The following is a 26,237-nucleotide window of genomic DNA, read 5'->3' as shown; positions in this document are numbered from 1 at the left end:
CATACGGGCGTGATCGTCCTTTACCTGACCCGACTGCTTTTCCGGATATTTATTCAGGGGTCGGGCTGCACTGCGGCGTTACCGGCTGGCCCGCCATGACCGCCTTTGTGAAGGCTGCTGAATCCGGCAGGGATGCATTGACGGTCTGGTCGTGATCCAGTCCCCTGTAGACATGCGCCTGCACAACCGTCCCCGCAGCGCAGGCTGCCTTGACAAGGCCGAACTGCAGCGGCGGCGGGACATCACGGTCCAGTTCGCCTGTTCCCATGAACAGCGGTTGCGGAAGCTTCATGGTCGGATATTTCATTGCCAGCAGGGCCGGCCCAAGGGTCTTCAGGAAACCCGGCTTCAGGGAATTGCTGAAATTCAGCCCGTCCTGCCTCACCTTATCCGTCAGTTCATGCACGCATAGATCTGCAGCCGCCTGATAGGCCGGCATCGCCTTTGGGGTAAAGGTGTCTTCGGGTCGGAAAGCGGGGTCGTAGCCTGCCAGACCCTGCGCAAGATACAGGGCGTAGACCATGACAGGATCATAGCCACCCCTTGCCTGATCCAGTGCGGTCATCTGCTGCAGGAGTTCTGACGTGATATAGGGTGCCCCCGTGGCCACCGTTCCCCGGATATTCAGTTCAGGCGCATAGCCGGGCGCGAAAGCGGCCGAGGCAAATGCGGCCCCACCACCCTGCGACTGCCCGACAATCATGATTTTGTTCTGCAATCCCGGAACACCTGCAAGCGCCGCGCGCACGCCATCCAGCACGCTGTACGCCTCTACGCGGGTATCAAGATAGGCATGCGTTCCGGGCGTGCCCAGACCCTGATAATCGGTACCAACCACGGCAAAGCCACGTTTCATCCATTCCGACAGATAGCGACGGTTGCGTTCGGTCCACGGATTGCTGGACGGTGCGCAATGGTCGGCCACACCCACCGTGCCATGGGCCCAGGCGACGATTGGCCAGCCACCTGCCGGCGGCTTGCCTGCGGGCAGGATGACTTCCGCCGTCACGGGAACAAGCCCCTTGTCCGTCACGCCATTCGTGGAAAGGTAGGTAATCCGCACTGACCGCCCCGCATCGGGCAGGCTGAAAGATGGGGCCAGGGTTTCAGATGAACTCAGCGTGCCTGGCCCAGCCTGGGTAGAGGTCGCGGCGGCATAGGCACCGATACTCAGGGCAGGCAAGCAGATACCCGCAAGCAGGCCAGCAACCGTAAAGCTGAAACGACAAAAAAGCATGATGAATCCTTTTGCGGTGAAATCGTTGCTTGACCCGCCCCGAGAACAAAACTTATCAATGATAAGATATCGCCCCGGACCTGTTGTCAAGGATGATGGCAGGCAGGGCGCTCATGGGATCACAGGTCATGGAACGGCAGAAAGCCAGGAAGAATTACCATCATGGGGACCTGCGGTCGGCGCTCCTGCGTTCGGCCCGTGCCCTGCTTGAACAGCAGGGGATTTCAGCCCTTGGCCTGCGTGCCATCACGCGCCATGCCGGTGTTTCCTCAGCGGCTGCCGTTCCGCATTTCGGCAATCTTGCGGGCCTGCTGAGTGCGCTGGCAACCACTGGCCATGAAGAGCTGGCTGTCGCCCTTGAACCCGTTCTTGAAATCGGTGCCCATGCCGCCGGTCTGGCTTACGTGCGCTTTGCCATTCACAATCCTGGCCTGTTTACCCTGATGTTCCGCAGTGACGTGATTGACCGGAGCGATCGCGCACTGGTTGCAGCCTCCGCCCGGACTTCACAGATGCTGACCCGGTTGATCGGCAACATGACGGATCACCCGCCCCAGCGGACACGCAGTGGAATACGCGCGGCCCACTGGGGCAAGGTGCATGGGCTGGCGGTCCTGGCCATTGACGGGCTTCTGAATCCCCTCCTGTCAAGCCAGGAGGAAGACATATCACTTGAAGACCTGCTTGAGGACGCATTGCGGTAACAGGCATTGGATATTAGGAAATAGTGCCACGGCATGGCATTGATACCGTCTGGTCTTCATCCATGAATGTCTGTCCTTGCAAAGCCACAGATAAAGGGATCGTTTGCAGAAAAGGACGAAATCCGTTTTCACGAAAAACGCATTCCTGCAAATCGTCATATCTGCAAGTGCCTGCCTGGAAACCGTTTGAAAAAAGTTTCACCAAAACTTCTTTATAATTTGAAGACTGGCTTTTTAACCAGAATTACAGCCCGAGTTCGGACAATCCCGGATGACTGTCCGGACGGCGCCCCTGTGGCCAGTGAAACAGCCGGTCCGCATCGGCAATTGCCAGGTCGTTGATTGAAGCAAAGCGACGGCGCATGAGCCCCACCTCATCGAATTCCCACATTTCATTGCCATAGGACCGGAACCAGCATCCCGTTGCGTCATGCCATTCATAGGCGAAACGGACCGCCATGCGATTATTGCGAAAGCCCCAGAATTCCTTGATCAAGCGGTATTCATGTTCCATGGCCCATTTGTGCGTGAGGAAAGAGACGATTTCACTCCGCCCCCTGATAAAGGTTATACGGTTGCGCCACTGGCTGTCCATTGTATAGGCCTGCGCAACCAGCATGGGATTGCGGCTGTTCCAGGCATCTTCGGCAAGACGGGTCTTTATCGCAGCGGTTTCAGCATCGAATGGGGGAAATGGCGGTCGTGACATGGGAAACTCCTGATCCGGTTCGGTGATGCGTCTGGCCCGACCATAACACTGAAATCACAGGACATATACCGGGCGGAATCATGACCTGAAGATACGCTTGCACCATGGCGGAGCAAGTCGGTCGTCATCAAAGCCAACCATGCAGATACTGGCGCTTGGGAATGAAGATCCCCACCGGCCATGACCCGCCGCCATGCCGGTGCCAGCCTGCATGACCGACACGGGCGGGTCACGGAACAGGACAATCAGCCGCCGTAGAAGACTTTTTCGCCCAGATCCTTCATATGCAGGATGGCTTCATCGGGGCGACCCGTAATCTGCTGGTTCAGGTGCACATTCGTGACCTCCGCAACGAAGGTATGATGGTCCCCCAGTTCCACGATGTGACGTACCTTCAGTTCCACTGCGGCCGGCACGCTGGTCAGGATGGGCGCGCCATTCGCGGCCCAGCGGACTTCCTGTCCACCCAGCTTGCCATCAGCGTATTCCGCGGGTTTGAAGAAAGCGAAGGCCAGACCGCCCTGCCCCTGACCCAGGATGTTGAGCACCAGATCACGGCTTTCACGCGCGGCGGCATAAACAGCGGAATCCGTCTTGATGCCAAGGGCCAGAAGCGGCGGGGCAAAGCTGGTCTGGGTGACCCAGTTGATCGTGGCGGACGCGATGGTGGTCTCTTTCGTTCCAGCCGTCAGCACATAAAGTCCATACGGAATCATCCGCAACGCGGTTTTTCTGGCCTGTTCATCCATGATGCATTCTCCTTTGTGGTGCCTATGCCCAAGAATGACGCGACAGGACGGAAGATGTCCAGCAGGCCGCCAGGAATGGCTGATCATCCGGTATCCGTTACCGCATGAAGCGGGCTGCATCATGACATGCCTGGCCAATGCCACGCGGGCGTGAATTACACGTGTCGGCAGCCGATATTCCTGATTGAAATGCTGCCCTTCGCGGCACGACGACATCGGCCACCGAAACCGGCCATCCCGCATGCCGGTCACACCGGGCGGTAGGCCCGCAATAGGTGCAGCCTTCACATCCCACGGATCGGGACCGGGTGGCGACAGGCTTACCGGGACTGTCCTTTCAGCCACCTTTTCCGGGCATGGGTCCGGACCTGACCGAGGGATGTCAGGACAAGAAAAAAACCTTGGCCGGTCCACCCTCGCGCGTTGACGTAATGTGGCATCCCCCGTAAGAGTGCGCGTCCCGAACCAGCGAAGCCCGAACCGGCGTAGCCTTTGACCTAGCGCCGGAGGCGCCGCCTGACCATGTCCATGACATTCGCCGACCTTTCCCTGGCGCCGTCCCTGCTCAGTGCATTGGCCGAGGAAGGTTACACCAGCCCCACCCCGATTCAGGCCCGGTCAATTCCGTTGCTGCTGGAAGGGTGCGACCTGCTGGGCATGGCCCAGACCGGAACGGGCAAGACCGCCGCCTTTGCGCTGCCCCTGCTGCATCGTCTTGCCACGACGCCGCGCCCGGCGCCCGCAGGTGGCGCCCGCGTGCTGGTGCTGGCCCCCACGCGCGAACTGGTTTCGCAGATCGCGGATGGTTTCGAGCGCTTCGGTCGCCATCTGCGCCCCAGCGTGACAACGATTTTTGGTGGCGTCAGCCAGTTTCACCAGATCAATGCGCTCAAGGCCGGCGTGGACATCATCGTGGCCACGCCGGGACGGTTGCTGGATCTGATCAATCAGGGCCTGTGCGACCTGTCGCAGCTTGAGGCACTGGTACTGGATGAGGCCGACCAGATGCTCGACATGGGCTTCGCCAAGCCGATCGAGCGTATTGTCGCGGCACTGCCGAACGACCGGCATACGTTGCTGTTTTCGGCAACGATGCCAAAATCCATAACCGCACTGGCCGAACGCCTGCTGCGCGACCCGGCAAAGGTCGAGATCACGCCGCCCTCGACCACCGTTGACCGGATCGAACAGTCGGTCATGTTTGTCGATGCCACCGACAAGAAGGCGGCACTGCTGGCGCTGCTGCAGACGCCGGGGATGGGTCAGGCCGTGGTCTTTACCCTGCAGAAAAATATTGCCAACGAAGTCTGCGCCTTCATTACCGAGGCAGGCATCACGGCTGAAGCCCTGCACGGCAACAAGTCGCAGGGCCAGCGCGAACGTGCGCTTGACGCTTTCCGCTCTGGCGCGGCACAGGTGCTGGTGGCAACGGATATCGCGGCGCGTGGCATCGATGTTGATACGGTGACGCATGTCTTCAATCACGACCTGCCCAGCCTGCCTGAAAGCTATGTCCACCGCATAGGCCGCACCGGGCGCGCTGGCCGCAATGGCTTTGCCATAACACTATGCGATGCCGAACAGCGCGCCTGGCTGCGGGACGTGGAACGCGAAATCGGTCGCCCCCTGACCGTGCAGGCCGATCATCCGTGGCATTCGGAAGCGGCACGGAATTCGACCATGCGGCCTCCGGTTCTGGGCGGTGGACCGGTCAAGCAGATCAAGCCGCAGAAAAAGCGCGAACGGAAAGTCTGGACCGAAGAAGAAAAGAACGCCGCGCGGGCAGCCGCAAGGGCCGCTGCAGAAATTGCCTGATCATATACGGGCGACATGCCAGGCAGTCAGATTGCAAGACATCACTGGCGTATCTCATGACGCGATCGACACGAATTGAACGAAGCGCTATGGCAGCGCATTGCGCCTCTGCTCCCGGGCAAAGTTGGAAATGCAGGCCGCAGTGGGGCGGATAACCGCCTGTTCGTAAATGGCTGCCTCTGAATTCTACGTTCGGGCGCACACTGGAAGGATTTGCGCGACGCTGACGACCGATCGGGACAACCAGTACCTGATGTTCAATTCAATGATCGTCCGCGCCCATCAACAGGCTGCGAACGGAAAAGGGGCGCAGGGATCAGACGCTGGGGTGGGGCATTCCGCACAGGGTTGCAACCGCCCCGGTCTGCCAGCCTCAGACCCCATTTACCCGTTGAGCCCGGGCAGCATGACGCCTGAACCGATTACGCTCAGATATGCGCTCCGGACCTGTTACGTGCCCCAGGACATGACTTGTACAGGGCACACCGAATGCAAGTGACCTGAGGAATAAGTTCTGATCGACAGAAATTTCCGGCGCCATCCGGAATAACGCCATTTTCATATGCACAATTATTTGTATGAAATCACAAGTATATGTAACAAACATATCAATATTTTTACTTTCCATGCATTGCATTCATTGCCGATGCGGCAGATGGTGTGCCCACATATCTTCGATCCTGTCACTGACAGGGGACATGGGGAACCGTCCGCCCATTGCGGAAGGCAGCCTCCATGTCCTGCGTAAAAATGAAAGCGGCCATGATGGCTTTGGTACCTGTAGGAAAGACGACAGCATCACCTACATCCATGATGGTACACAGGAAGATCATGCCGCCCGGTAATTAACAATGCAGGCAACAGGAGAAAACCCTGTGCCTGCTCCTTCCCGGGGATTTCGTCCCATGTATCTGCCGGCAAGATCGTCCGGGTTCATTGCCCTGCTCCGCATCACCATCCCTTCCATCATGTTGTTCTGTGCGTCCGGCGCGCATGCTGCGGACGTCACGCTTGGTATCATCGGTCCCCACGAATATGACCTGCCGGTTGATTTCAAGCCGTTCAATGTACTGGTCCAGTATGGCGATGGTAATGCGGCAGGCAATTCCTATAACAGTCTTGGCCAGCGCAAACCCGGTGGCGGCAGCCATACATGGTCAGGCATGACCAAATATGTCCATTTCCGCAGTTTCGATGCCATCCCCCATGTCGGTTTTGCGTTTGAACTGATCCAGACCGAAAGCTACAATCTGGCAGATGGCACAAATTATGGTGGCCTTGGCCCAACCATCGTGGGGCCGGCAGCATGGTTCAAACCCAACAGGCACAGCACGTTTGGCATCCAGACCTTCATGCAGACCGCCGTTGGTACACGCGACGCAACGTCCCCGAATTACTGGTCGAACATATCCAGTTTTATTTTTGATTATGAATGGAAACATTTCAGCTTTGATGGCGACGCCGGCACTGTCGCGGGGGCGGCAAAGCATGTAAAAGGCGGCCACACCTATTCACCCGGTGTGGTCTTCTACACCAATCTGCGCTTCAGCTGGAAAGCCACGCGGTTATTCGAACCTTTCTTCGCGTTGGACTGGCAGAATGTCAAAGGCACCTATGACCGGACGGCGGGCCAGTATCTGGACGATTCGAACAGTCGTGAAATAACCCTGGGCCTTGGTGCCATGTTTAACATCACGAAGCATGTTTCCTTTACCACACGATATTCGCATTCCGTTGATGGCCGGAATATTCCGGAAAGTAATGCATATTACGTCAAATTCGTTTACCTGTGGTAAAGGTATCCAACAGCTTTTTCATGACAACGGAGCGCATTAACGATTTTACCAGACACCGAATGGTCATTACACGACACGGCAACAGTCTTCAGACCGGAAACATTGGTCCGCGTATTCATCAACACGAAAATTCAGATATTGCCGGTTCTGTGTGAATGAACCGTATCAAAAAATCAGGTTGCATCCCATAATCCGGTTCACAAAAAGCGTGAGATGGCGGAAAGATGCGATATCCGACCGGCGTACATTTCCGATGGCCTCGTTCTGGCCAGACAATACTGCTTCCCGCGTGCGCGAATGAATATTTAATGAAATATATTTTTAATTTAATAATGAACTAGTTCAAAAATTAACGATCGATCAATTCTGCCATGCATGTGTAGCGTTCTTGAATAATACAACACGCATGCGATACAGTGGCAGGCACATATCTTCCCTGCCGCTGACGCGGGTTAAAAAGGTTGGCGGCCACGCATTATGCCCGTATGAGACATTTTATTTTCTCCTGTCATATGCTGCATAGTACGAAAGACATCAACCATTGGACCATACGGAAATCGTCAAGGCGCTTGGTACATTTCTGGCCATCATGAACCCTTTCCTGAGCCTGCCCGTCTTTCTGGCAATGACATCAGGGTTCTCGGTGACCCAGCAGCGCGCGCTTGCTGTCAAGGTCACCCTGTTTTCGGCCGTCATGTGCCTGGTCATCCTTCTGGCTGGCCAGAAGATCATCGGTTTCTTCGGCATTACCATTGACCAGTTCCGTGTGGCGGGCGGTATTGTCCTGGCCCAGATTTCGTGGTCGATGCTCAATGGCAGCAGCATTCCCTCCCATCAGGGCAGCCATCAGGAACAGGCCCAGTTACAGAACCTGTCCGGCCTGGCCTTTTACCCCCTGACCTTTCCCATGCTGATCGGCCCGGGCACGATCGCGACCATCATCATCTATACCGGCCATGGCAGTTCGCTGACCGACATGGCGGAGATTGGCGGCATTATCGCGGGCATACTCCTTATCCTGTTTGTCACCCTGTTCTTTGCCTCGGAGATCGGCAAGGTCATGAGCGAGACCATGCGCACCATTACCACGCGCCTCATGGGCATGATCCTGCTGGCCATTTCCGTCGGCATGGTTATCGCGGGGATCAAGGCGGTATTACCCGGACTGTCCCGTTAATCCCATGGGTCATGTTTCTAAAAAGACGGCGTTTCCTGAATCTTTCAAACACGATTCACCAGAAACTTTCCTGTCATCACTCAGGCTAGGTCGCAATGTTCATCCGCCGCCATGATCGTGTGTGCCAGCACGTTTGCGCCTGCTACGATATCACCCGGATCGGCGTGTTCCGCCTGATTGTAGTTCAACCCGTCACGGCGGGGAATGAAGATCATCGCGGCCGGGCAGATCCGAATCATATGGGCTACGTCATGTCCCACGCCGGAAATGCGGTCGTATCTGCCGCCGATGGACGGGGTATCGAGATGGCTACCCATCATCAGCGGTGGGAGGCTGTGATTGTTCCCCTGCAAGCGCGAAAGCTGGCTGCCGTGGTATCTACCGTAAGGAAACAGCCAAGGGCTGCACTCAGTCAGCCGTATCGTATACGGTCACGCCGTTGCAAAAGTCAGCACCCTGTCACGCAGGATGTCCTGCAGGGCCTCCAGCCGGGCCAGACCCTGCCAGGCAATCGCCTGATTGCGCGTGATGTATTCGGCATCGGCAGGATTGCGGCTGGCGCGCCATGAACTGATGCCCAGCGACATGACCAGCCGCGCGCCCATCATCGCGGGCAGGCACGCCAGTTCGACCCCTGTCAGCGCAATGGTGCGGCAATAGCCAGACAGGATCGCCATGAACTGCTCCAGCGGCTGCGTGCCGGTGCCCATCATGTACGATGCGGCAATTGCAAGGTCCTGCACGCGCGGGGCACATATCACATCGCCAAAGTCGATCACCCCCTCGATGGCCTGCTCGCTGCACAGGATATTATGAACATTGAAGTCGTTATGGATCACCTGCGCGGGCAGTATTGCCATGACAGGCTGCACCTGCTGCTCGAACGCCGCCAGCGCCGCGCTGGCCTGCGCTCTCTGTGCCCCGGTCGGGAAATAACGGATGAAATTGTGCATATAGGCTGCATTGCACAAATTCCACAAAAGCGCATGGGACTGGGCCGGATGGTGAAAGCTCGCCAAAGCCCGATCCAGCCGCCCCAGCATTTCCCCGATAGAGGCACAGAGCGGCACCGTCGTCGCCCGGTTGCCTAGTGGCGTACCGGGCAGGAATGTCACCATCCGCACGATCCGCTCATCACCCGCGCAATCGCGCCATACGGCATGCGGCACATGAGGGGCCAGCAGCTCCGGCACGGCCAGCGTCGGGTCTTCCGCACCAAGGTAGCGCAGGACGCTGTCCTGCAGGTCCAGCACGTCCGGTCGTTCCGCACAATGGGCGATTTTCAGCACATAATCCCCGCCCTGCGCGGACCGGAGGCGGAAATTCCTGTCGCGCTCTCCCGGCAGGCGTGACAGCACGCCGGTCATGCCAAACATGTCATGCGCGATCCGTGTGGCGTCCTCGACCGATACGGGGCGCGATGGCTGTTCAAGCAGGGTCAGCGCCGCTTCAAAATCGGACCCGGCCTTCCCCATGCCGGTAGAAGATACAGTCGCGCCCATCGGGTGCCTCCTGTTCACATGTAATCCGTTGACGTCACCAGACGGGTCAAGGCAGGCGTCGAGCGCCTCCGCCCCGCCTTCCGAGGCATAACCGGAATTCCCGATCCCGCCAAAGGGGATTTCCGGCAGGGACTGGCCTGTATGGTTGATGATCGGCCTCCATGCGCAGCATAATCATGCAGACGTGCCGCGACCGCACCCGTGCAGGCATGGATTGAGATCATGTTCGACCGTATCAGGAACCGGCGTCATGTCGTCACATGCCATGACAGCTTCCCGACCGTCCTCTTCCCGGCAATCTGCCGCGCTGCCACCGTCATGTTCGGGCTATGGTCCTAAACTTGGCGTACTGGACACCGTACATCCGCCTGCAATAACTGGCAGGCGACTACCGCCCGCATATCATGCCCTTGCGTGTTTCAATTTCCCATTCCAGACTGGACGCAATATGACGCCGCCCCTTCTTGAACGCCGCCAGCAGTTACTCAGTCCGTCTTACCGACTGTTCTATGAAGAACCGCTCCATCTGGCATCGGGCCAGGGGGCGTGGCTGACTGACGTGCATGGCCGCCGCTTTCTGGACGCCTATAACAATGTTGTCCCGGCCGGGCACTGCCACCCGCGCATTGTGGCCGCCATCGTGGCCCAGACGGAACGGCTGAACACGCATACGCGTTACCTGCATGATACCATCGTGGACTATGCGGATGCGCTGCTTGCGACCTTCCCCTTCCCCGCGCAGGCAACATTTACGTGCTCGGGCAGCGAGGCCAATGACCTGGCCATCCGGATTGCCCGCCATGCAACCGGTGGCGAAGGCATAATCATAACCGAAAACGCCTACCATGGCGTGACTTCCGCAACAGCCGCGATTTCTCCCTCCCTTGGCAAAAGCGTCAATCTGGGAATGCATGTCCGCACGGTTCCCGCCCCTGTCGCGGGCACGGATTTTGCCGCGGGGGTCAGATCCGCCATCGCGGACCTGCAACGCCATGATATCCGGCCCGCCCTTCTGGTGGTGGATACGCTGTTCTCCTCCGATGGGATATTTTCTGATCCCGCCGGGTTCCTGGCGCCTGCGGTTGAAGCTGCCCACGAAGCCGGCGCGCTGTTCCTTGCCGATGAAGTGCAGCCAGGTTTTGGGCGGACCGGTTCCCATATGTGGGGGTTTGAACGGCATGGCATCGTGCCGGACATGGTTTCAATGGGCAAGCCCATGGGGAACGGCTACCCGGTTGCGGGCCTTGTATGCCAACCGGAAGTGATCCGGGATTTCGGGGCCAGTATCCGTTATTTCAATACGTTTGGCGGCAACCCGGTCGCCATGGCCGCAGCGCTGGCGACATTGTGTGTAATTCAGGACGAGCACCTTATGGAAAACGCCCATACAGTCGGTGCCTACCTCCGGGCGCAACTGTCCCGACACCCGGGCATTCATGATGTCCGTGGGGTGGGACTTTTCATGGGTGCCGAACTGACGGACGGGACCATTGCTTCACGGGTTGTCAATGAAATGCGTGTGCGCGGCGTGCTCATCAGTTCTTCCGGTCCGGCCGGAAATGTCCTGAAAATCCGTCCGCCCCTCATATTTTCCCGTGAACAGGCGGATATCCTGAACAACACGCTAGGGGCCGTCCTTGAAATGATCCTGGCGGATGGATGACAGGTCGCTTTCCATGCCTGCTTTTTTACCAGCCATGTATTGATGATGATCGGAACAGACAGGGATGACTGGACGGCAAAGTCGTAAGGCTGGGTGCTGTCTACAGGACGAAGTTTTTGAAACCATTACAATCAGGGTTCTTCGCCTATCCTCTACAGATTGGCCGTGAACTGAATGCCCATTACGGCTGCATCCCGGAATGTTGTGGTCGCACCGGGATGCTGCAGATATTGGAAGTCAAACTGCATCGTTGTCGAATTGCGCAGCACATGCGTGCTGTAGAAAGCTTCATAGACATTTTCCCAACGCTGAACGCCCCATACCGGCCCCCACTGGTTGGCAAGGTATGGCAGACCTAACGCGCGGGACGATTCCTGTTGCCGGGAAACGGTGCGGCTCATGTCCATATGCTGGAACATGGCCCCGATCTGGTCCTCCCTACGGTGCCATGGAGATCCCGTCTCCACCAGTCCGATCCATTCATGGTCACGCATGGCCACGACGCTGCCCTGCGAATAACCCACGCCGCCAACCGCCAGCAATCCCTCCGCCACGCCCGGGCCATTCCTTACCAGCATCTGGTCAAACATGAACCATGCCGTGCTCATGCCCGCTTCGTAACGGCGCGGCTGCCCCGTCAACTGGAAGGAATTGCCATGAATATCGGCATAAAGGTTTGGATAGCGTGAATTATCGTACCACGCGCCAATCTTGTAATTTCCGCGCAGGGCATGTTTGCCAAACCACGGCATCCAGCCCACCTCGACCTGAGACGAGACCTTGCCCAGCCCGCTCTGGGCCAGCGCCCAGCCTGAAATGCCACCGTTATAGGCATGGGGCGAAACGGCGAAGATCCCGCCCATGACATAGACTTTCTTGGCAGGAAAGGCCCGCACCACCCCACCGAGATTACCCGAAGGCCAGTCCCGCCCGCCGGGAACATATTTACCCGGCGCAAAATTGCTGCACACGGACACGTTCATAAAGGAACAGGCCACGTAATCATATGCAAAGAAACTGCCGGTCGGAATATCCCCGGCGGAAACAACAATCCGTTTGCGCAGGAATGTCTTTTCAGCATACATCGCAACCAGATGTGCGACGACATTACCGCGCCCCCCATATATCTGTTCAGGGTTCGTAACCGAATCACCAAGATTATAGCCAAAGTTGCGCCCATGCCCGTTGATGACGAGAAGATGGGTCCATAACCCGCTGACCCCCGCAAGACGCTGCCAGTCGATATCAAGTTCGGCCGCGACCTGGCCAGCCAGCACGTCCGAACGCGTGCGCCCGCCACGCACATTGCCCATGTATTCTTCATTGACCGCGACGTTGAGATACAGGCCGCGCCGGTTCAGCCATTTCCGTGTGCCGAACCAGTCACCAAACAGATGCGGCGCGCCGTGCAGGGTGGGCACCTGCGGATCCACCACAGCGTTACCCCATCCTTCGAGCGGAAAGGCATGGGCGGAGTATGGTTCCAGGACAACCGGCAGGGACTTGGAGGTTTCGCTCTGGGCAAATCCTTCGTCTGCGTAGATCAGAGATACAAAAATCAGGACTGTAAATATGAGTATCTTCGACACGGGGAAATCATTCTGAAGTTTCCCCACGTTTTCATGGTCTATGAAATATATTTCAAACAATAAAAAATAATAAATTGGTAATATATTGGAAAATATAATAATAATGCTGTGAGCTCCCGAATTCATGATCTTCGGCAAACACGAACTGATCCGCTCACGCGGTCGTTCCCTACTGCAAATATACATTGTTTTGTAGAGAAAGCCGCCGGAGCCTGTTGACCTTGTCCCCTGAAATGCCCTCGGATTGAAGCAAGGCCTGTCCACCGGAGACGGACGATGAAGAGAACACGCTCTACGCAAGATCAGATCATCGGCATCCTGAAGGAACATCAGGCGGGCGCCACGGCTGCGGGTCTGTGCCACAGGCACGGGATCAGCGATACGATCTTCTACATCTGGCGGTCGAAATATGGCGGGATGGAGGTATCGCAAGCATGGCGGTCGGAAAAGGGCGATGGGCACACGCCTGCCAATGATGCTGCCCGATGGGCCGAATCAGTACTTGAACCTGGATTTCATGCCGGACGCGCAGGACAGCGGATGGCAGTTCCGTATGCGGTCGTTCAGAACGGATCTTATGAAATATTGATTGCCGCTCTGCTACCGGCAGCATTTCCTGCTATATCCGGGTCGCCGCAGACCACGATCTGCTGACGACCCGGCAGTGCTCTCAGAATTCCAGCGAGAGGGTGAAGTGATAGACGCGCGGCAACCCGGCATACAGGGTAGAGGCCGCACCAGACGTGCCGCTGGGCGCACCGGTATAGACTGATGCCCAGTACCGTTCGTTTGTGGCGTTGCTGACGCCAAAACGCGCAACCCACGGGAATTTGGAAACGTGGAAGGCGTAACGTGTACCCAGGTCCAGCGTAGTGTAGGAACCGGTATGCAGCGTATTGGTAATGTTGGCCGCACGGTTGCCCATGTAATGGACACTGGCATTGAACGCCCAGCCCGAGGCAAACGCACCTAGCGAGGCCGGAAGGCGGTAGTCCAGCAGCAGGTTGGCCTGCAGCGGGGCCGCGCCCACGATTTCCTTGTTGTTATAGGTGGCGGTCTTGCTGTTGACCAGTTCCGCATCCAGCCAGGTCATGCCGGCGAGTACGGACAGGTTGGGCAGGACCTCGCCCGAAATCTGGGCTTCCACGCCATAATTGCGCTGCGTCCCGCCATATTCATAGGTCTGGCAGCTTTTGCCGTTAGTACAGATATTGCTGGCCGTGGGCACATACATCGCATAAGGCGAGGTCATGCGGAAACCCGCAACATTGAACTGCATCTTCTGGTAACGCACCTTGTACCCGACTTCATATTCCTCGGAATGCGAGACCGGCAACGCTATGTTCGGATTGGTATAGGCAGCGTTATTGGGCGTAACAGGCCCCACCTCTGCCGACCGGCCATAGGTGAAATACAGGGTCTGGTTCTGGGTCGGCTTGTATATGACGCTGGCCGTCGGGCTGAACGTCGCGTCGGCTTCAAACGTTTTCTGAAGCGGGGTTTTATAACTGGTCGTGCCTTCCTGACTGATCCAGCTCCAGGCCAGCGTTCCCATGACCGACCAGTGCTTGTTGATCCGCATCGTGTCGCCAATGATGAAGGACTGGCTCATGATGCTGCTGGATTTATAGCGACCGCTATAATAGGGCTGCGTACCGTTGGTGGGTGCCTTACCATACATGTTGTACGTACCCAACTGCTGGGCGCTGGTCACGGCCGTGGTCGGATTATAATTCCCCATCATGTAGCCATTGGTGCCAATGACCAGGTCATGCGTAAGCGGACCGGTACGGACACGACCGTTGAAATACGCCATGTTACTGCCCACGCGGAAATCATCTGCCGTCGTGGTCGCCGTGGCCTTGGAGGTATAAAAGCCTTCATACCCCTGGGTGGCGCTCAATGTATCGCTTATGCCAAAGGACTGGCGCTTGGCGTCCTGGTACAGCCCCCCCAGCGTGAAGCTCCAGTCCCTGTTGATCTGGTGCTTGATCTTGGCCAGGAAGGTATTGGTCTCCATGTTGTACCCGCTCCAGTCAGGAGCCATGCGCCGGCTCAGGTCCGGGGCCTCGGGCAACTGGCCGCCAATGCCGGTGGGATTGGTGGCGGTGCCGGCAGAAATGCCAAAGCCCGGCGCCATGCCGCGTTCGTCATAGGTATAGTGGCTGGCGTCCAGTTCGAGGACCGTCTTGGAATCGAAATGGATATCGAAATCGGCGCTGACCATCTCACGCCGGATCCAGCTGCCGGGCGCATAGGCCGAACCATTGGCATGCAGCATGTTCAGGCGGTAGCCAAACCAGCCCTTCTTGCCGACACGACCGGAAATGTCGCCATTGACCGTAGGCGTGCCGATGGAATCCACGCCAACCGAAAGCCGTTCGGTGCGCCGGTTGGTCGGACGCTTTAGGGTATATTCAAACACGCCAGCCGGGTTTTCCGGTCCGTACATCGCCCCGGCCAGACCGTTGAGGACCTGCAGGTTGTCAACCCATTCCGCCGGATACGGGGTGGTGGACACCACGTTCAGCCCGTCGAGGCGGGAGTTGGAAATCACGTCCGCCTCGAACCCACGCGACTGCGGGCGGGACGTATTGGGGTCACCGCGGATTTCCAGCTGCACGGAAGGCAGGTACTCCGCCATGTCGTTGACGTTTCGCAGTTGCTGGTTCACCACGACATCATGCGGGACACCCATGACGGAATATGGTGTATCCAGCGTGTCCCGGTTGCCCAGCGGGCCAAGATAGATGTTCTTGTTCATATATTTGGCGCCGGTACCGTCTGCCGCATGGTGGCCGTGAACGGTTATCGTTTCGCCATTGGATCCGTCGAGTATTCCGGCGATGGGCGCGCCTGTACCTGATGTTGCGGCTGACGATGTCTGGGCTACCTGCGTTTTTGCCGATGGCGTGGCACGGGATTGGGGAGCCGGCTTTTTTACGGTGACCGGCCCGTCAGGTGCGTTCACCGACGCGGAAACTGACGGGGCCGCCAGCGCGGTCGTCGCCAGCAGAAACATGCCTGACGTTCCGGTGATGAAAAACGCACTATAACAACTTCGCATAACATTTGCCCATTATATGAATAAACGACGTATATAGAGTTCTTTCATTCACAGGCTGGGCTTGTCTATATATATTCGTATCCATACATATGTTTGCGTATATATAGTCAGCAGGTGTTGCCGGAATAAGACAGCTATGCCGAATGCATGGAGAGCATGAGCGACGCCAACTCAGAAGGGATTATCACGCGGACATTTGTACATGCGGCCGAATAACTGGGCTGGTGACTTCAATGTCTGGAAATGAAAACCACTTTTGACAGCGCTGCTGTCGAAATTTTTTCTAAAAACCTGGAGACAGAACGGTTCTGAAAACAGAACTGGCCAACTCATCGTCAGGCTGCTGTTGTCATCTTCCAGTATATCAATAACTTTTATAATTCATATCGACACCACTCATATCTAGGCAGTATCAACCCCTCACCTTTGAGGCAGGAGTGGCATAATCATTTCCTGACCGGCACAAAACCGTCACAAGTTCAGGCACATGCAGAAGCCGCGACACGCTTCTGAATAGACAGCGGAACAATCCATTCCTTGGCTGCCCGAAATGCAGACGCCCGCCCTTCCAGCGTCTCGTCAACATACACCCCGTCATTAATGAAATACTGTATCATGGTTATCCATGGATTTGGCGCTCACTATAAAATGCAACTGTAGCGCCAGGAAATATCTGCAAGCTCCCGCATGATCAGTCGATATCCCAATCAGAGTTCTTATTTAATGTTTTTATAGATACCGGCAATCAATCGCCATTTCTGAATATTATCCTGTTAAGTTATTTATGTTGTAAATATAACGTGACATGCTGAAAAGTGTTGCCTTATTGCAACGTGCTGATATCGGAACGATATGGCGGGCATTTTTTCCTAGATATTCATTACGACCCGTTAATATCGTAAACGATAGAAGAATCGCGGGGCATCATGAACAGACGCACTTCTCTTTTAATTACGACCATCTGCTCTTTGGTCTCTTACGGGGCCGTCGCCGCCACACCTAACGGCAATTCTGTCACAGAGGAACAGAAGCAGAAGACAAGTACGGTTCACACGCAACATCATGCGGCCACGGCACAGACCCACGCACGTGCCTCGCAGACCCTGAAGCATGATAACAGCGGGGGCGTGAACAGTTCCGGTGTAGAAACAATCAATGTTTCTACTGGCACGCACTCGGTCAACCGCAAGGCCCGTGACAGCATGAGCCCGGTCTCGGTGATTGGTGCAGCGGCCCTGCGCCGGTCCGGCCAGATGAACCTGGCCGATGCGCTGACGCGCACCAATGCCTCGATCAATGTCAGCGCCATGGGCGCGGATGCGGGGGCCCTGACATCCGCCATCCGCATGCGTGGCCTGAACCCGAACGAAGTGCTGGTGCTCGTTGATGGCAAGCGCCGTCATACCACGGCCAACCTGTACGCGGATTCCGGTCCGGAATCAGGTTCCACCCCCGTTGACCTGAACATGATCCCCGCCAACGCCATCGATCATATCGAAGTGCTGGAAGATGGCGCGGCGGCCATGTATGGCTCGGACGCGATCGCGGGCGTGGTCAACATCATCACCAAGAAGCAGGATCACGGCCTGAACCTGAGCGGCCAGACCGGTGCGAACGCCTATAACGGGGATGGCTGGAACTATCAGCTCAATGCCGATGGCGGCATGAAGCTGGGTCAGGATGGTTTCCTGCATATCAGCGGGCAGATGTACCATACGGACCATTTCGTGGCCAACAATGCGCGTGACCACCGGCTGCTTGGCTCCCAGCCTGCCGACGCCAGCACCGCGAGCTACACGGGCGTGAATGCCGGCAAGATTTCAGATCGCTCCAACAAGATCATGAGCACGCCGGAAGAAACGCGTGAAAACCTGGCGATCGAATGGGGCAAGCAGTTTACGCCCGGCATCAATTTCTACGGGCTGATTACCTATGCCCATCGTCATGCGGAAGCTTATGAAAACTACCGTACTCCCACGGTAGGCGACTCCTGCGCGGCCTGTGCCTCCATCGCGCCCTTCGGTTTTTCACCACTGGAAACCATGGAAGAAAACGATTTTGCCGCCACGCTGGGCCTGAAGGGTGATAACTTCATGGGCTTCAACTGGGATATCAGCTCCACTTACGGTGAAGATATCGACAAGATCGGTAACAAGAACACCCTTAACACCGCCTATGTGACCGAATACGGCTCCAGCCCCCGCACGGCGCGGGCCGAAACCTACAGCATGACGCAGTGGACCAACAACGTTGATTTCCGGCGTCATTTCAATATCGGGAACGCCGTTCCGATGACGCTGGCCTTCGGCGCCGAAGAACGGATGGAATCCTACAATATTACCGCTGGTGAACCGGTTTCCTACACCAGCGGTGGCACGCAGGGTTATGCGGGTATCTCACCGGGGTCGGCTGGTACGTGGTACCGTGACATCTGGGCGTGGTACATGGATGGCGATTTCCGCCTGACCAAGAAGTGGGAACTCGATTTCGCCGGTCGCCTGGAACATTACACCGACGTGGGCAACACGGAAAACGGCAAGATTTCAACGCGCTACAACTTCAATAAGCGTATCGCCATCCGTGGCACCATCAGCACGGGCTTCCGTGCCCCTACGCTGGCTGAATCGCACTTCAGCGCCGTCAACGTCTCGCCCACGGGTGCAAGCGGCCTGCTTGCAGCGGATTCTGCGGCGGCCCAGGCGATTGGCGCGACCAAGCTGAAGCCCGAACGCTCGACCAGTGTCAGCGGTGGCATCGTGCTGGAACCCGTCGATGGTTTCCATGTGGAAGCTGACGTCTACCAGATCAACCTGCGTGACCGTATCGTTCAGGATACCAACTTCGGCGGTTCGACCCCTTACGGCAACACGACCGAAGGCTACGTCGCGGCTCAGGCCATTGCCCAGCTGGCTTCCCTGCCAACCGGCTTCTCCGGTTATAATGACGTGTATGCCGACTACTTCACCAACGGTGCCAGCACCCGCACGCAGGGCGTGGACATCAAGGCAGATTACCTGTTCCACTTCCATAAATACGGTAACCTGGCGCTGTCGATGTCCATCGACCTCAACCGCACCCGCCTGCACCATAATGGTTCGAACCTGAACCTGGCGGACATTGCCTCGATCACCTCGGACAATCCCCGCAGCAAAATCATCCTGAACGCATATTACACTTACAAAAACTGGGACTTCAACATTCGCCAGACCCGCTACGGTCAGACCAGCGACATGGTGCAGTACCAGGATTGGGGTCCTGCGGCCCTGCAGTACTCCAACAACGCCCTTCAGCAGTTCATCAACACGCCGCACTGGATGACCGATATCGAAATCGGTGTGCGTTTCCAGAAAAACTGGCACTTTGCCGTCGGCGCGAACGATGTGTTCAATGTTCGTCCCCGCATGATGTCCCAGGAACTGAACGCCCTTGGTGCGATGCCGTATGATGAGAATTCGGCGCAGATTCCCATCACGGGCGGCTATTACTATGGTCGTCTCAACGCCAACTTCTGATCGTGTTTAAGATTTGAAGCCAAAATGCCCATGACGGGAGTCATGGGCATTGTACTGACGGGCAGGCGTGACAGGCTTCTGTTTTTCTGTATTATTTCTGAAGTGTACCTAATTTTCCTGGGGGGCATGATCTTCGTACCTGCTGGCATCGTGTTCGGTCGGAATCGGTCCGATCCAATGGAAGCCACCTTTACCACAGTCGATATTATGGGAATTTTCTGGTGACAAACGCTCATCCGCGCAAGGCGCCCACGCGCAGGCAACTTCTAACCCGGATCGGCACCCTTGCCGGCAGTGCGGCACTGTATCAGGCCATGACGTCCATGGGGCATGCGCAGGGCACGGACTTTACCGCCCCCCCTGTCCTGTCCGGTGCAAAACGTGGCACACGCGTGCTGGTTCTGGGGGCCGGACTCGCGGGCATGCTTTCCGCCTATGAACTGCGCAAGGCAGGCTACCATGTGCAGGTTCTGGAATTCCAGAACCGCGCCGGTGGCCGTAATATCAGCCTGCGTGGGGGCGATACCGTAACCGAACTGGGGGGTGTTACCCAGAAGGTCGGTTTCGCATCCGGCAATTACATCAATCCGGGTCCGTGGCGTATTCCCTATCACCATCAGGGCCTGCTGCATTATTGCCGCGAATTCGGGGTGGAACTGGAACCGTTTGTGGAACTGAACCACAATTCATGGCTTCATTCGAGCCGGGCGTTTGACGGCAAGCCGGTCCGGTATCGGGAATTCGCCTCGGATTTTCATGGTTTCACGGCGGAACTGCTGGGCAAGGCGATCAACCAGCACAAGCTTGATGACATGGTTTCGGCCGATGAGCATGATCACATCATGACCGCCATGCGGCGGTGGGGCAGTCTGGATTCCGGGCTGAATTACAGCAAAGGTATTATCAGTTCCGAAACCCGTGGTTACGAAAAGGCGCAGGGTGGCGGCATAAATGGCGCGCCCATCCCGTCCGAGCCGTTTGCCCGCAAGGATGTCATGCGCTCCGGCCTGTGGACATGGCTGGCCTTCCATGAACGTCTGGACATGCAGACCACCATGTTCCAGCCCGTGGGTGGCATGGACATGATCGGCAAGGGCTTCAACAGGCAGGTGCATGACCTGATCACCCTGAACTGCAAGGTCACCGCGATCCATCAGGACGACAGCGGCGTAACGGTTACCTATAACGATATGACCCATGGCGGTGCCGTGCGTGAGGCGCAGGCCGATTACTGCGTGTGCACCATCCCGCTTCCCATCCTGTCGCAGCTTGACGTGCAGGTTGGCGCACCGCTCAAGGCCGCGATCATGGCGGTGCCCTATGCTTCCTCCGTCAAGCTGGGGCTGGAATTCAAGCGCCGGTTCTGGGAGGAGGATGACCAGATCTATGGCGGCATCAGCTTTACCGACCAGCCGATCAGCCAGATTTCCTATCCCAGCCATGGCTACTTCTCCCGCGGGCCAGCGGTCCTGCTGGGGGGCTACATGTTCGGCCCGGCAGCATATGATTTTGCCGGCATGACCCCGCAGGAGCGGATCGAACATGCCCTTGCGCAGGGTGAGGTCTTCCATAAGCAATACCGCAAGGAATTTTCCAACGGCGTCAGTTTTGCATGGAGCCGCGTGCCCTGGACCATGGGCTGCTGCTCGATGTGGAGCGAACAGGCCCGCAAGACCCATTACAAGGCCCTGTGCACGATGGACAACCGCATCGTGCTGGCTGGTGAACATGCATCCTATGTGGGCTGCTGGCAGGAAGGGGCCATCCTGTCCGCGCTGGATGCCGTAACCCAACTGCATAAACGGGCACAGGGAGCCAGCTGATGCGCAAGATCCTTTTCCTTTCCGTTCTTGCCTCCCTGCCGCTTCTGGCCACCTCCCATCCCGCGCGGGCGGATAGCGCCAGCGCTGTTGTGGGTGAGGTACAGCCCCTGAATACAGGCGAGGACGTATATCGCCATGTCTGCCAGGGCTGTCACATGCCCGACGGCAAGGGGGCGACCGGGGCTGGCGCGCAGTTCCCCGCCTTTGCCGGCAATGCAAAACTGCAGAGCAGTGCCTATCCGGTTTATGTCATCATGAACGGATATGGCGGCATGCCATGGTTTTCGGGCACGCTGAAAGATGACCAGATTGCCAATGTGGTCAATTACATCCGCACGCATTTTGGCAATCATTATACGGATGCCATTACACCGGCCGATGTCGCCGCCCAGCGACCCGCCACATCACCGCAGGAGCAGTAGACAGATGTTCGACCTTAAGAAGACAGTTGCGGGCCTGACCATCATGACGGGCATGGCTGGTGCCGTCCCTGCCTGGGCCGATGACGGTATCGTGCGTCACTCCGCTGGCAAATTTCCCATTGCATCGTCTATCGAGGTTCCAGCCGGGGCGAGCACCATCTACCTCAGCGGCATGGGCGCGCCGGTGCAGGACAAGAAGGCAGACCCGCACACCCTTGCCGCCTATGGGGACACGCAGGCCCAGACCTTTGCTGCCCTGCGGCGTATTCAGGATGAACTGAAAAAGCTGGGTCTGGGCATGGGCGATGTCGTGCAGATGCATATCTACATGGTTGATGATCCCAAGCTGGGCAAACTCGATTTTGACGGGATGATGAAAGCCTACACCCAGTTTTATGGTACCGACAAACAGCCGGCTCTGCCGGTCCGGTCGGCCTTTGGTGTTGCCCGTCTGGCCAATCCGGGCTGGCTGGTTGAAATCGAGGTTACTGCGGCACGCATGCCTTTAAAGTAATCGGTCGCATATATCATCGAACTGACGCGTTTCGTTGCAGATGTATTCATAGGGCGTGAGACTTTTGAGTATCTTGAGCCTTCGCCCGAAATTACAGGCGGCCATGAGATCATTGAGGTGAGTCCTCAACTGCTCATGGCCGTCGTAATGGAAGTGTTTGACAGTTGTTTCCATGATCGTGCGGTTCATCCGCTCGACCTTGGCCATTGGTCCAGGGCTGTTCTTCTGGTGGCCTTGTCCGCGAGTTGCACTACCGCAAACTTGCTCGTCCGGTCCATGGTCACAAAGAGATACGACTTACCATCAGCAGTCTGGACCTCGGCGATATCGAGGTTGAAGAACCTGATCGGGTAGCGTCTGAAGCGCTGACGCTTCGGTTTGTCCCCTTCAATGTCAGGCCAGCATGAAATTCCATGACGATGAAGACAGTGATGCAGCGCTGAGCGCAGCTCCCTGGGATCTGATGCGTCCGCCACTTCGCGCCGCTTCGATGGCGCCAGAAAATCGCGAATATCGTCCGCCGAAAGTTCCTCGGTGAGGTCCTGCCCTTCGGGCGGATTTCCTCGATCAAAGGCTCCCAGACGGACTATGCGGTATCGGAAATGCCAGGCTGCATCATGCTCATCATAAACAGCGATGCAATCCGTTCTGTCATTCATGGTCTAACAAGCCCTAAAACACGCACACTTGTGGGCCAGGACTTCGGGAGTTTCGGTATCAGATAGTGAGGGAATACCGGTCACGGCATGCCGTGTTTTTACAGGGAAAACTGTGCCAGATGTGCACAGGCCCGCTCAGCCAGATGCTCCTGCGGGGCGTTGACATCCAGAACCATGACCACTTCCTCATGCATGTCGGGTTCCTCCAGCGTGGCGAACTGGCTGTCCAGCATGGCAACCGGCATGAAATGACCGGTGCGCTGGTGCAGGCGGGGCATGATGTCCTCCCTGCTGCCCTTGAGATAGACAAAGCAGACATCCGCGCTGTCGCCGCCAATCTGTCTACGGTAACTGCGCTTTAGCGATGAACACGTCACGATGCCACACTGGCCTGCATCGCGCCATGACTGTATCCGGCCAGCAATAAGATCAAGCCATGGCGTACGATCCATATCGGTCAACGGAATGCCGTTGCTCATTCGCGCGATATTGGCGGGAGGATGCAGGTCGTCCCCTTCGATAAGGGGCCAGGCCATCCGTTCAGCCATCAGTTGGGCCAGTGTACTCTTGCCACAACCTGACACGCCCATAACAATCAGCACACACGGTCGTCCTGCCTCACCAAATCTACGTGAGAGTGAAACCATATCCTGCCCAGTATCATACATTGCATATCCTACCGAATATTATCATGATAAAGTGATAAGCCTTCGCCTCTCTGAACAGGGAACGAATAAGAAAGTAATCATTTCTCGCCCCGTTGACGCACAAGGTCGTCTTATCCTGACAGAAACGGGATGAATAAATCCAGTAAAATGGTAGCGTATAGGCATTGCGTGAAGTACTGACCGCCCCAGTCTTCGATACGGACGCCTCAGGCTGGACAATATTCAGGCGACCATGCGCGCAGCACCTGATCCGTTTCCACCGACGATCGTCGTCCCTGCTCATGCTGGAAACCAGACCGTCTACTGTCTCGTTAGAGTGAGCGCAGCCTTATTTTTGTGCCATGCACTGTTCTGGGCTGTCATGTCGGCTCAAAAAAAACAGGAAAATGGCCTGTCGTCCTTATGCGGCGGCGGTCCTGTTACAGGCGGGGAGCATCCTGAACGTGTACGCTGAAGCAAGTCAAAAAAACGTCGGTTCCTGCCTGACCGAGGCACTGGTTATCCATGCGCCGCATGACCTGAGGCTGGATCCCGCTTCCCTACCCTATCCCGGCGCCGATGAAGTACGGGTAAATATGGCCTGGGGCGGCATATGCGGTTCGGACCTGCATTATTTTGCGCATGGAGGCGTGGGGGCGTCCGTGCTGCACGCCCCCATGGTTCTGGGGCATGAAGTCTCGGGCACCATTGATGCGCTGGGCAGCGATGTTAAAGGCTTTTCCGTAGGCGAGGCCGTGGCCATTCACCCCGCGCGACCCTGTGGTCACTGCCCCGAATGTATGCGCGAACAGCGCAACCTGTGTCGTAACATGTGTTTTCTGGGTAGTGCCGCCCGTGATCCCCATACCGATGGCGGCTTTCGTCGGGCGATGACTGTCAAGGCGGCGCAACTTCATGCCCTCCCCCCCGGCCTGACGCTCCGCCGGGCCTGTCTTGCCGAACCCTTATCCGTGGCCCTGCATGCCATTGCGCGCGCGGGCGATGTGCGCGGTCGTAGCGTGATGGTGCAGGGTGCGGGGCCAATCGGGCTGTTAATCGTGGCGGGGCTGGTCCATCACGGGGCAGAACGGATTGTGGCAACTGATCTGGAAGATTTTCCACTGCAATGCGCAACCCGGCTGGGCGCAAGCAGGTGCTACAACACCCGCCATGCCGCAGTAGAGGAAGAATTCGATATCCTGTTTGAGGCCACAGGCGTGCCAGCCGCCCTGCCTGCGGCCATAGCCCGCACACGGCGGGGCGGCATACTGGTGCAGGTTGGCATGTTCCCGCCAGGGGACATACCCGTGCCGATTGCCCAGATCATCAACCGTGAACTCGATTTCAGGGGCACTTTCCGTTTTGACACCGAATTTGATGCAGCCCTTGCCCTACTGGCCGAACGGCCCGAAATTGCAGATATTCTGGTCACCCAGCAATTTCCCCTGAGCGAATTTGCCGCAGCCTTTGCCCTGGCGCCAGATCGCAGGCAGGCCGCCAAGATCCTGCTGTCCCTGAGCAGTTGAAAGGACGCTACCCATTTCTGCCCGACCTTACTGACAGAAATGGGTAAGAAGCCCGGCTTCCGTTTACACGGAAGCGGTTATGCCCCCGTCAACCATGAGCACATGCCCGTTGACAAAGCTTGAGGCATCGGAAGACAGAAAGACAGCCGCCCCGACAAGTTCCTCCACGTTCCCCCAGCGACCGGCAGGCGTGCGCTGGCACAGCCAGTGGGTGAACGCCTGGTCGGCCACCAGCTTTTCATTCATTTCCGTTTTAAAATAACCCGGAGCAAGCCCGTTAATCTGCAGACCATGACGCGCCCAGTCCGTTGCCATGCCCTTGGTCAGGTTTTTGACCGCCCCCTTGGTTGCGGTATAGGGCGCGATGCCTGGTCGTGCCAGTTCGCTCTGTACCGAACAGATATTGACGATCTTCCCCCGCCCACGCGGCAGCATATGCCTTGCCACGGCCTGCCCGACAAAGAAAACCGCGTTAAGGTTCGTGGCAATCAGGGCATCCCAGTCCGCCCGGCTGAACTGATCCAGCGGCGCACGGCGCTGGATGCCGGCATTGTTGATCAGGATATCAATCGGCCCGCATTCGCCCTCTATCTTTTCAACCCCTGCAATGACGGCATCCTGATCAGTCACATCAAAGGGCGCGATCGCGGCATCCACCCCTTCGCGTTCCAGCATGGCGCGGGCGGCCTCCAGCGGTTCGGGATGGCGGCCATTCAGCACAATTTTCGCCCCATACCGGCCAAGGCCCCGCGCCAGGGTCAGGCCGATGCCGCGAGAGGCCCCGGTAACAAGCGCGCATCTTCCGGCCAGTGAAAAAAGAGTATCGTCCTGCATGACAATGTCCGTCTGTGTTATCAGGACCATGATCATAGCAGGACCACGCGTCCATGCCCTCACACGTCTGCGCGTGCGGCGGCGCAATCATGCTGCAGGCCCGTTGCCCTGTGTGGAAAGGCTACATGATCATGACAGGTAACCTGTCATCCCCGATGGGGCTGGACCAGACATTGTGCATTGCACAATTCATAAAAAATTTTTCTGCAAAAGACATGTATATTTTTAGTTTTTATGTCTATTTTTATTTAGGATCCCGCAACAATGATCAGAACAATTATAGGACAAACGA

At 57.1% G+C, this 26,237-nt stretch carries 19 protein-coding genes and 3 pseudogenes; 12 read left to right on the top strand and 10 right to left on the bottom strand.

Annotated features, from left to right (window positions below):
* Positions 1-49 precede the first annotated feature (49 nt).
* A complete protein-coding gene (locus S101446_RS01170) occupies positions 50-1,237 on the bottom strand; it encodes a lipase family protein (protein WP_087607332.1) in 1,188 nt (395 codons plus the stop codon).
* A 128-nt stretch (positions 1,238-1,365) separates the two neighbouring features.
* On the opposite strand from S101446_RS01170, the gene S101446_RS01165 reads away from it, so the two are divergent.
* The gene (locus S101446_RS01165; protein WP_087608794.1) at positions 1,366-1,941 is read left to right on the top strand and encodes a TetR/AcrR family transcriptional regulator; all 576 of its coding nucleotides are present in this window, start codon (positions 1,366-1,368) and stop codon (positions 1,939-1,941) included.
* Positions 1,942-2,185: 244 nt separating this feature from the next.
* On the opposite strand, the gene S101446_RS01160 is transcribed toward S101446_RS01165, so the two are convergent.
* Positions 2,186-2,650, bottom strand: a complete 465-nt coding sequence (locus tag S101446_RS01160) for a nuclear transport factor 2 family protein (RefSeq protein WP_087607331.1) — start codon at positions 2,648-2,650, stop codon at positions 2,186-2,188.
* Between the two features lie 245 nt (positions 2,651-2,895).
* Complete coding sequence (locus S101446_RS01155; RefSeq protein ID WP_019086725.1) at positions 2,896-3,399, bottom strand: flavin reductase family protein; 504 nt, start codon at positions 3,397-3,399, stop codon at positions 2,896-2,898.
* Between the two features lie 522 nt (positions 3,400-3,921).
* On the opposite strand from S101446_RS01155, the gene S101446_RS01150 reads away from it, so the two are divergent.
* The 4 genes and pseudogenes from S101446_RS01150 (at position 3,922) to S101446_RS01135 (ending at position 8,187) form a co-directional block, all read left to right on the top strand.
* A complete protein-coding gene (locus tag S101446_RS01150) occupies positions 3,922-5,214 on the top strand; it encodes a DEAD/DEAH box helicase (protein ID WP_087607330.1) in 1,293 nt (430 codons plus the stop codon).
* Between the two features lie 75 nt (positions 5,215-5,289).
* Positions 5,290-5,394: pseudogene (locus S101446_RS18725) on the top strand (IS5-like element ISNeu3 family transposase); the annotation flags it as partial.
* A gap of 725 nt (positions 5,395-6,119) precedes the next feature.
* Entirely contained in the window at positions 6,120-7,010 is an 891-nt protein-coding gene (locus tag S101446_RS01140; RefSeq protein ID WP_087607328.1) for a transporter, read from the top strand.
* A 541-nt stretch (positions 7,011-7,551) separates the two neighbouring features.
* Positions 7,552-8,187, top strand: coding sequence for a MarC family protein (locus S101446_RS01135; protein WP_087607327.1), 636 nt, complete (start codon positions 7,552-7,554; stop codon positions 8,185-8,187).
* Between the two features lie 80 nt (positions 8,188-8,267).
* Here the strand turns inward: S101446_RS01135 and S101446_RS01130 are convergent, their stop codons facing one another.
* Complete coding sequence (locus S101446_RS01130; protein ID WP_087607326.1) at positions 8,268-8,507, bottom strand: M20/M25/M40 family metallo-hydrolase; 240 nt, start codon at positions 8,505-8,507, stop codon at positions 8,268-8,270.
* A 111-nt stretch (positions 8,508-8,618) separates the two neighbouring features.
* On the bottom strand, positions 8,619-9,689 hold the full coding sequence (locus tag S101446_RS01125) for a phosphotransferase (RefSeq protein WP_087607325.1): 1,071 nt from the start codon (positions 9,687-9,689) through the stop codon (positions 8,619-8,621).
* Positions 9,690-10,137: 448 nt separating this feature from the next.
* Between S101446_RS01125 and S101446_RS01120 the strand changes: the two genes are divergently transcribed.
* Complete coding sequence (locus S101446_RS01120; protein WP_087607324.1) at positions 10,138-11,352, top strand: aspartate aminotransferase family protein; 1,215 nt, start codon at positions 10,138-10,140, stop codon at positions 11,350-11,352.
* Positions 11,353-11,504: 152 nt separating this feature from the next.
* Here the strand turns inward: S101446_RS01120 and S101446_RS01115 are convergent, their stop codons facing one another.
* Positions 11,505-12,968 (bottom strand): carbohydrate porin, encoded by a 1,464-nt coding sequence (locus S101446_RS01115; RefSeq protein ID WP_087608793.1) that lies wholly within the window; start codon positions 12,966-12,968, stop codon positions 11,505-11,507.
* Between the two features lie 249 nt (positions 12,969-13,217).
* Here S101446_RS01115 and S101446_RS01110 point away from each other — a divergent pair.
* A pseudogene (locus S101446_RS01110) lies at positions 13,218-13,382 on the top strand (transposase); the annotation flags it as partial.
* A gap of 229 nt (positions 13,383-13,611) precedes the next feature.
* On the opposite strand, the gene S101446_RS01105 reads toward S101446_RS01110, so the two are convergent.
* Positions 13,612-15,963: a TonB-dependent siderophore receptor gene (locus S101446_RS01105; RefSeq protein WP_087607323.1), complete on the bottom strand. Its 2,352-nt coding sequence runs from the start codon at positions 15,961-15,963 to the stop codon at positions 13,612-13,614.
* A 971-nt stretch (positions 15,964-16,934) separates the two neighbouring features.
* Between S101446_RS01105 and S101446_RS01100 the strand changes: the two genes are divergently transcribed.
* The 4 genes from S101446_RS01100 (at position 16,935) to S101446_RS01080 (ending at position 22,279) form a co-directional block, all read left to right on the top strand.
* A complete protein-coding gene (locus S101446_RS01100) occupies positions 16,935-19,520 on the top strand; it encodes a TonB-dependent receptor plug domain-containing protein (RefSeq protein ID WP_200906115.1) in 2,586 nt (861 codons plus the stop codon).
* A gap of 221 nt (positions 19,521-19,741) precedes the next feature.
* A complete protein-coding gene (locus S101446_RS01090) occupies positions 19,742-21,343 on the top strand; it encodes a flavin monoamine oxidase family protein (protein ID WP_087607321.1) in 1,602 nt (533 codons plus the stop codon).
* Positions 21,343-21,765 (top strand): c-type cytochrome, encoded by a 423-nt coding sequence (locus S101446_RS01085; protein WP_010509603.1) that lies wholly within the window; start codon positions 21,343-21,345, stop codon positions 21,763-21,765. Before S101446_RS01090 ends, S101446_RS01085 begins: the two co-directional genes overlap by 1 nt.
* A 4-nt stretch (positions 21,766-21,769) precedes the next feature.
* On the top strand, positions 21,770-22,279 hold the full coding sequence (locus S101446_RS01080) for a RidA family protein (protein WP_087607320.1): 510 nt from the start codon (positions 21,770-21,772) through the stop codon (positions 22,277-22,279).
* A 36-nt stretch (positions 22,280-22,315) separates the two neighbouring features.
* On the opposite strand, the pseudogene S101446_RS01075 reads toward S101446_RS01080, so the two are convergent.
* Together S101446_RS01075 and S101446_RS01065 are read right to left on the bottom strand one after the other, a co-directional pair.
* Positions 22,316-22,746 (bottom strand): annotated as a pseudogene (locus S101446_RS01075) (IS481 family transposase); the annotation flags it as partial.
* Positions 22,747-23,036: 290 nt separating this feature from the next.
* Positions 23,037-23,606 (bottom strand): gluconokinase, encoded by a 570-nt coding sequence (locus S101446_RS01065; protein WP_408884626.1) that lies wholly within the window; start codon positions 23,604-23,606, stop codon positions 23,037-23,039.
* A 386-nt stretch (positions 23,607-23,992) separates the two neighbouring features.
* Between S101446_RS01065 and S101446_RS01060 the strand changes: the two genes are divergently transcribed.
* On the top strand, positions 23,993-25,111 hold the full coding sequence (locus S101446_RS01060; protein WP_087607318.1) for an L-idonate 5-dehydrogenase: 1,119 nt from the start codon (positions 23,993-23,995) through the stop codon (positions 25,109-25,111).
* A gap of 63 nt (positions 25,112-25,174) precedes the next feature.
* Here the strand turns inward: S101446_RS01060 and S101446_RS01055 are convergent, their stop codons facing one another.
* Entirely contained in the window at positions 25,175-25,981 is an 807-nt protein-coding gene (locus tag S101446_RS01055) for an SDR family oxidoreductase (RefSeq protein WP_087607317.1), read from the bottom strand.
* Positions 25,982-26,237: the final 256 nt, after the last annotated feature.

Origin of the sequence: Komagataeibacter europaeus (assembly GCF_002173515.1) — a bacterium.
Lineage (GTDB): Bacteria > Pseudomonadota > Alphaproteobacteria > Acetobacterales > Acetobacteraceae > Komagataeibacter > Komagataeibacter europaeus.
This window is presented reverse-complemented; position numbering and strand designations above follow the sequence as displayed.

Bases quoted from the DNA above. Each gene is read 5' to 3' on its own strand.
- S101446_RS01170 (WP_087607332.1), bottom strand. From the start codon at position 1,237: ATGCTTTTTTGTCGTTTCAGCTTTACGGTTGCTGGCCTGCTTGCGGGT.
- S101446_RS01165 (WP_087608794.1), top strand. From the start codon at position 1,366: ATGGAACGGCAGAAAGCCAGGAAGAATTACCATCATGGGGACCTGCGG.
- S101446_RS01160 (WP_087607331.1), bottom strand. From the start codon at position 2,650: ATGTCACGACCGCCATTTCCCCCATTCGATGCTGAAACCGCTGCGATA.
- S101446_RS01155 (WP_019086725.1), bottom strand. From the start codon at position 3,399: ATGGATGAACAGGCCAGAAAAACCGCGTTGCGGATGATTCCGTATGGA.
- S101446_RS01150 (WP_087607330.1), top strand. From the start codon at position 3,922: ATGTCCATGACATTCGCCGACCTTTCCCTGGCGCCGTCCCTGCTCAGT.
- S101446_RS01140 (WP_087607328.1), top strand. From the start codon at position 6,120: ATGTATCTGCCGGCAAGATCGTCCGGGTTCATTGCCCTGCTCCGCATC.
- S101446_RS01130 (WP_087607326.1), bottom strand. From the start codon at position 8,507: ATGATGGGTAGCCATCTCGATACCCCGTCCATCGGCGGCAGATACGAC.
- S101446_RS01125 (WP_087607325.1), bottom strand. From the start codon at position 9,689: ATGGGCGCGACTGTATCTTCTACCGGCATGGGGAAGGCCGGGTCCGAT.
- S101446_RS01120 (WP_087607324.1), top strand. From the start codon at position 10,138: ATGACGCCGCCCCTTCTTGAACGCCGCCAGCAGTTACTCAGTCCGTCT.
- S101446_RS01105 (WP_087607323.1), bottom strand. From the start codon at position 15,963: ATGTTTCTGCTGGCGACGACCGCGCTGGCGGCCCCGTCAGTTTCCGCG.
- S101446_RS01100 (WP_200906115.1), top strand. From the start codon at position 16,935: ATGAACAGACGCACTTCTCTTTTAATTACGACCATCTGCTCTTTGGTC.
- S101446_RS01085 (WP_010509603.1), top strand. From the start codon at position 21,343: ATGCGCAAGATCCTTTTCCTTTCCGTTCTTGCCTCCCTGCCGCTTCTG.
- S101446_RS01080 (WP_087607320.1), top strand. From the start codon at position 21,770: ATGTTCGACCTTAAGAAGACAGTTGCGGGCCTGACCATCATGACGGGC.
- S101446_RS01065 (WP_408884626.1), bottom strand. From the start codon at position 23,606: ATGTATGATACTGGGCAGGATATGGTTTCACTCTCACGTAGATTTGGT.
- S101446_RS01060 (WP_087607318.1), top strand. From the start codon at position 23,993: ATGGCCTGTCGTCCTTATGCGGCGGCGGTCCTGTTACAGGCGGGGAGC.
- S101446_RS01055 (WP_087607317.1), bottom strand. From the start codon at position 25,981: ATGATCATGGTCCTGATAACACAGACGGACATTGTCATGCAGGACGAT.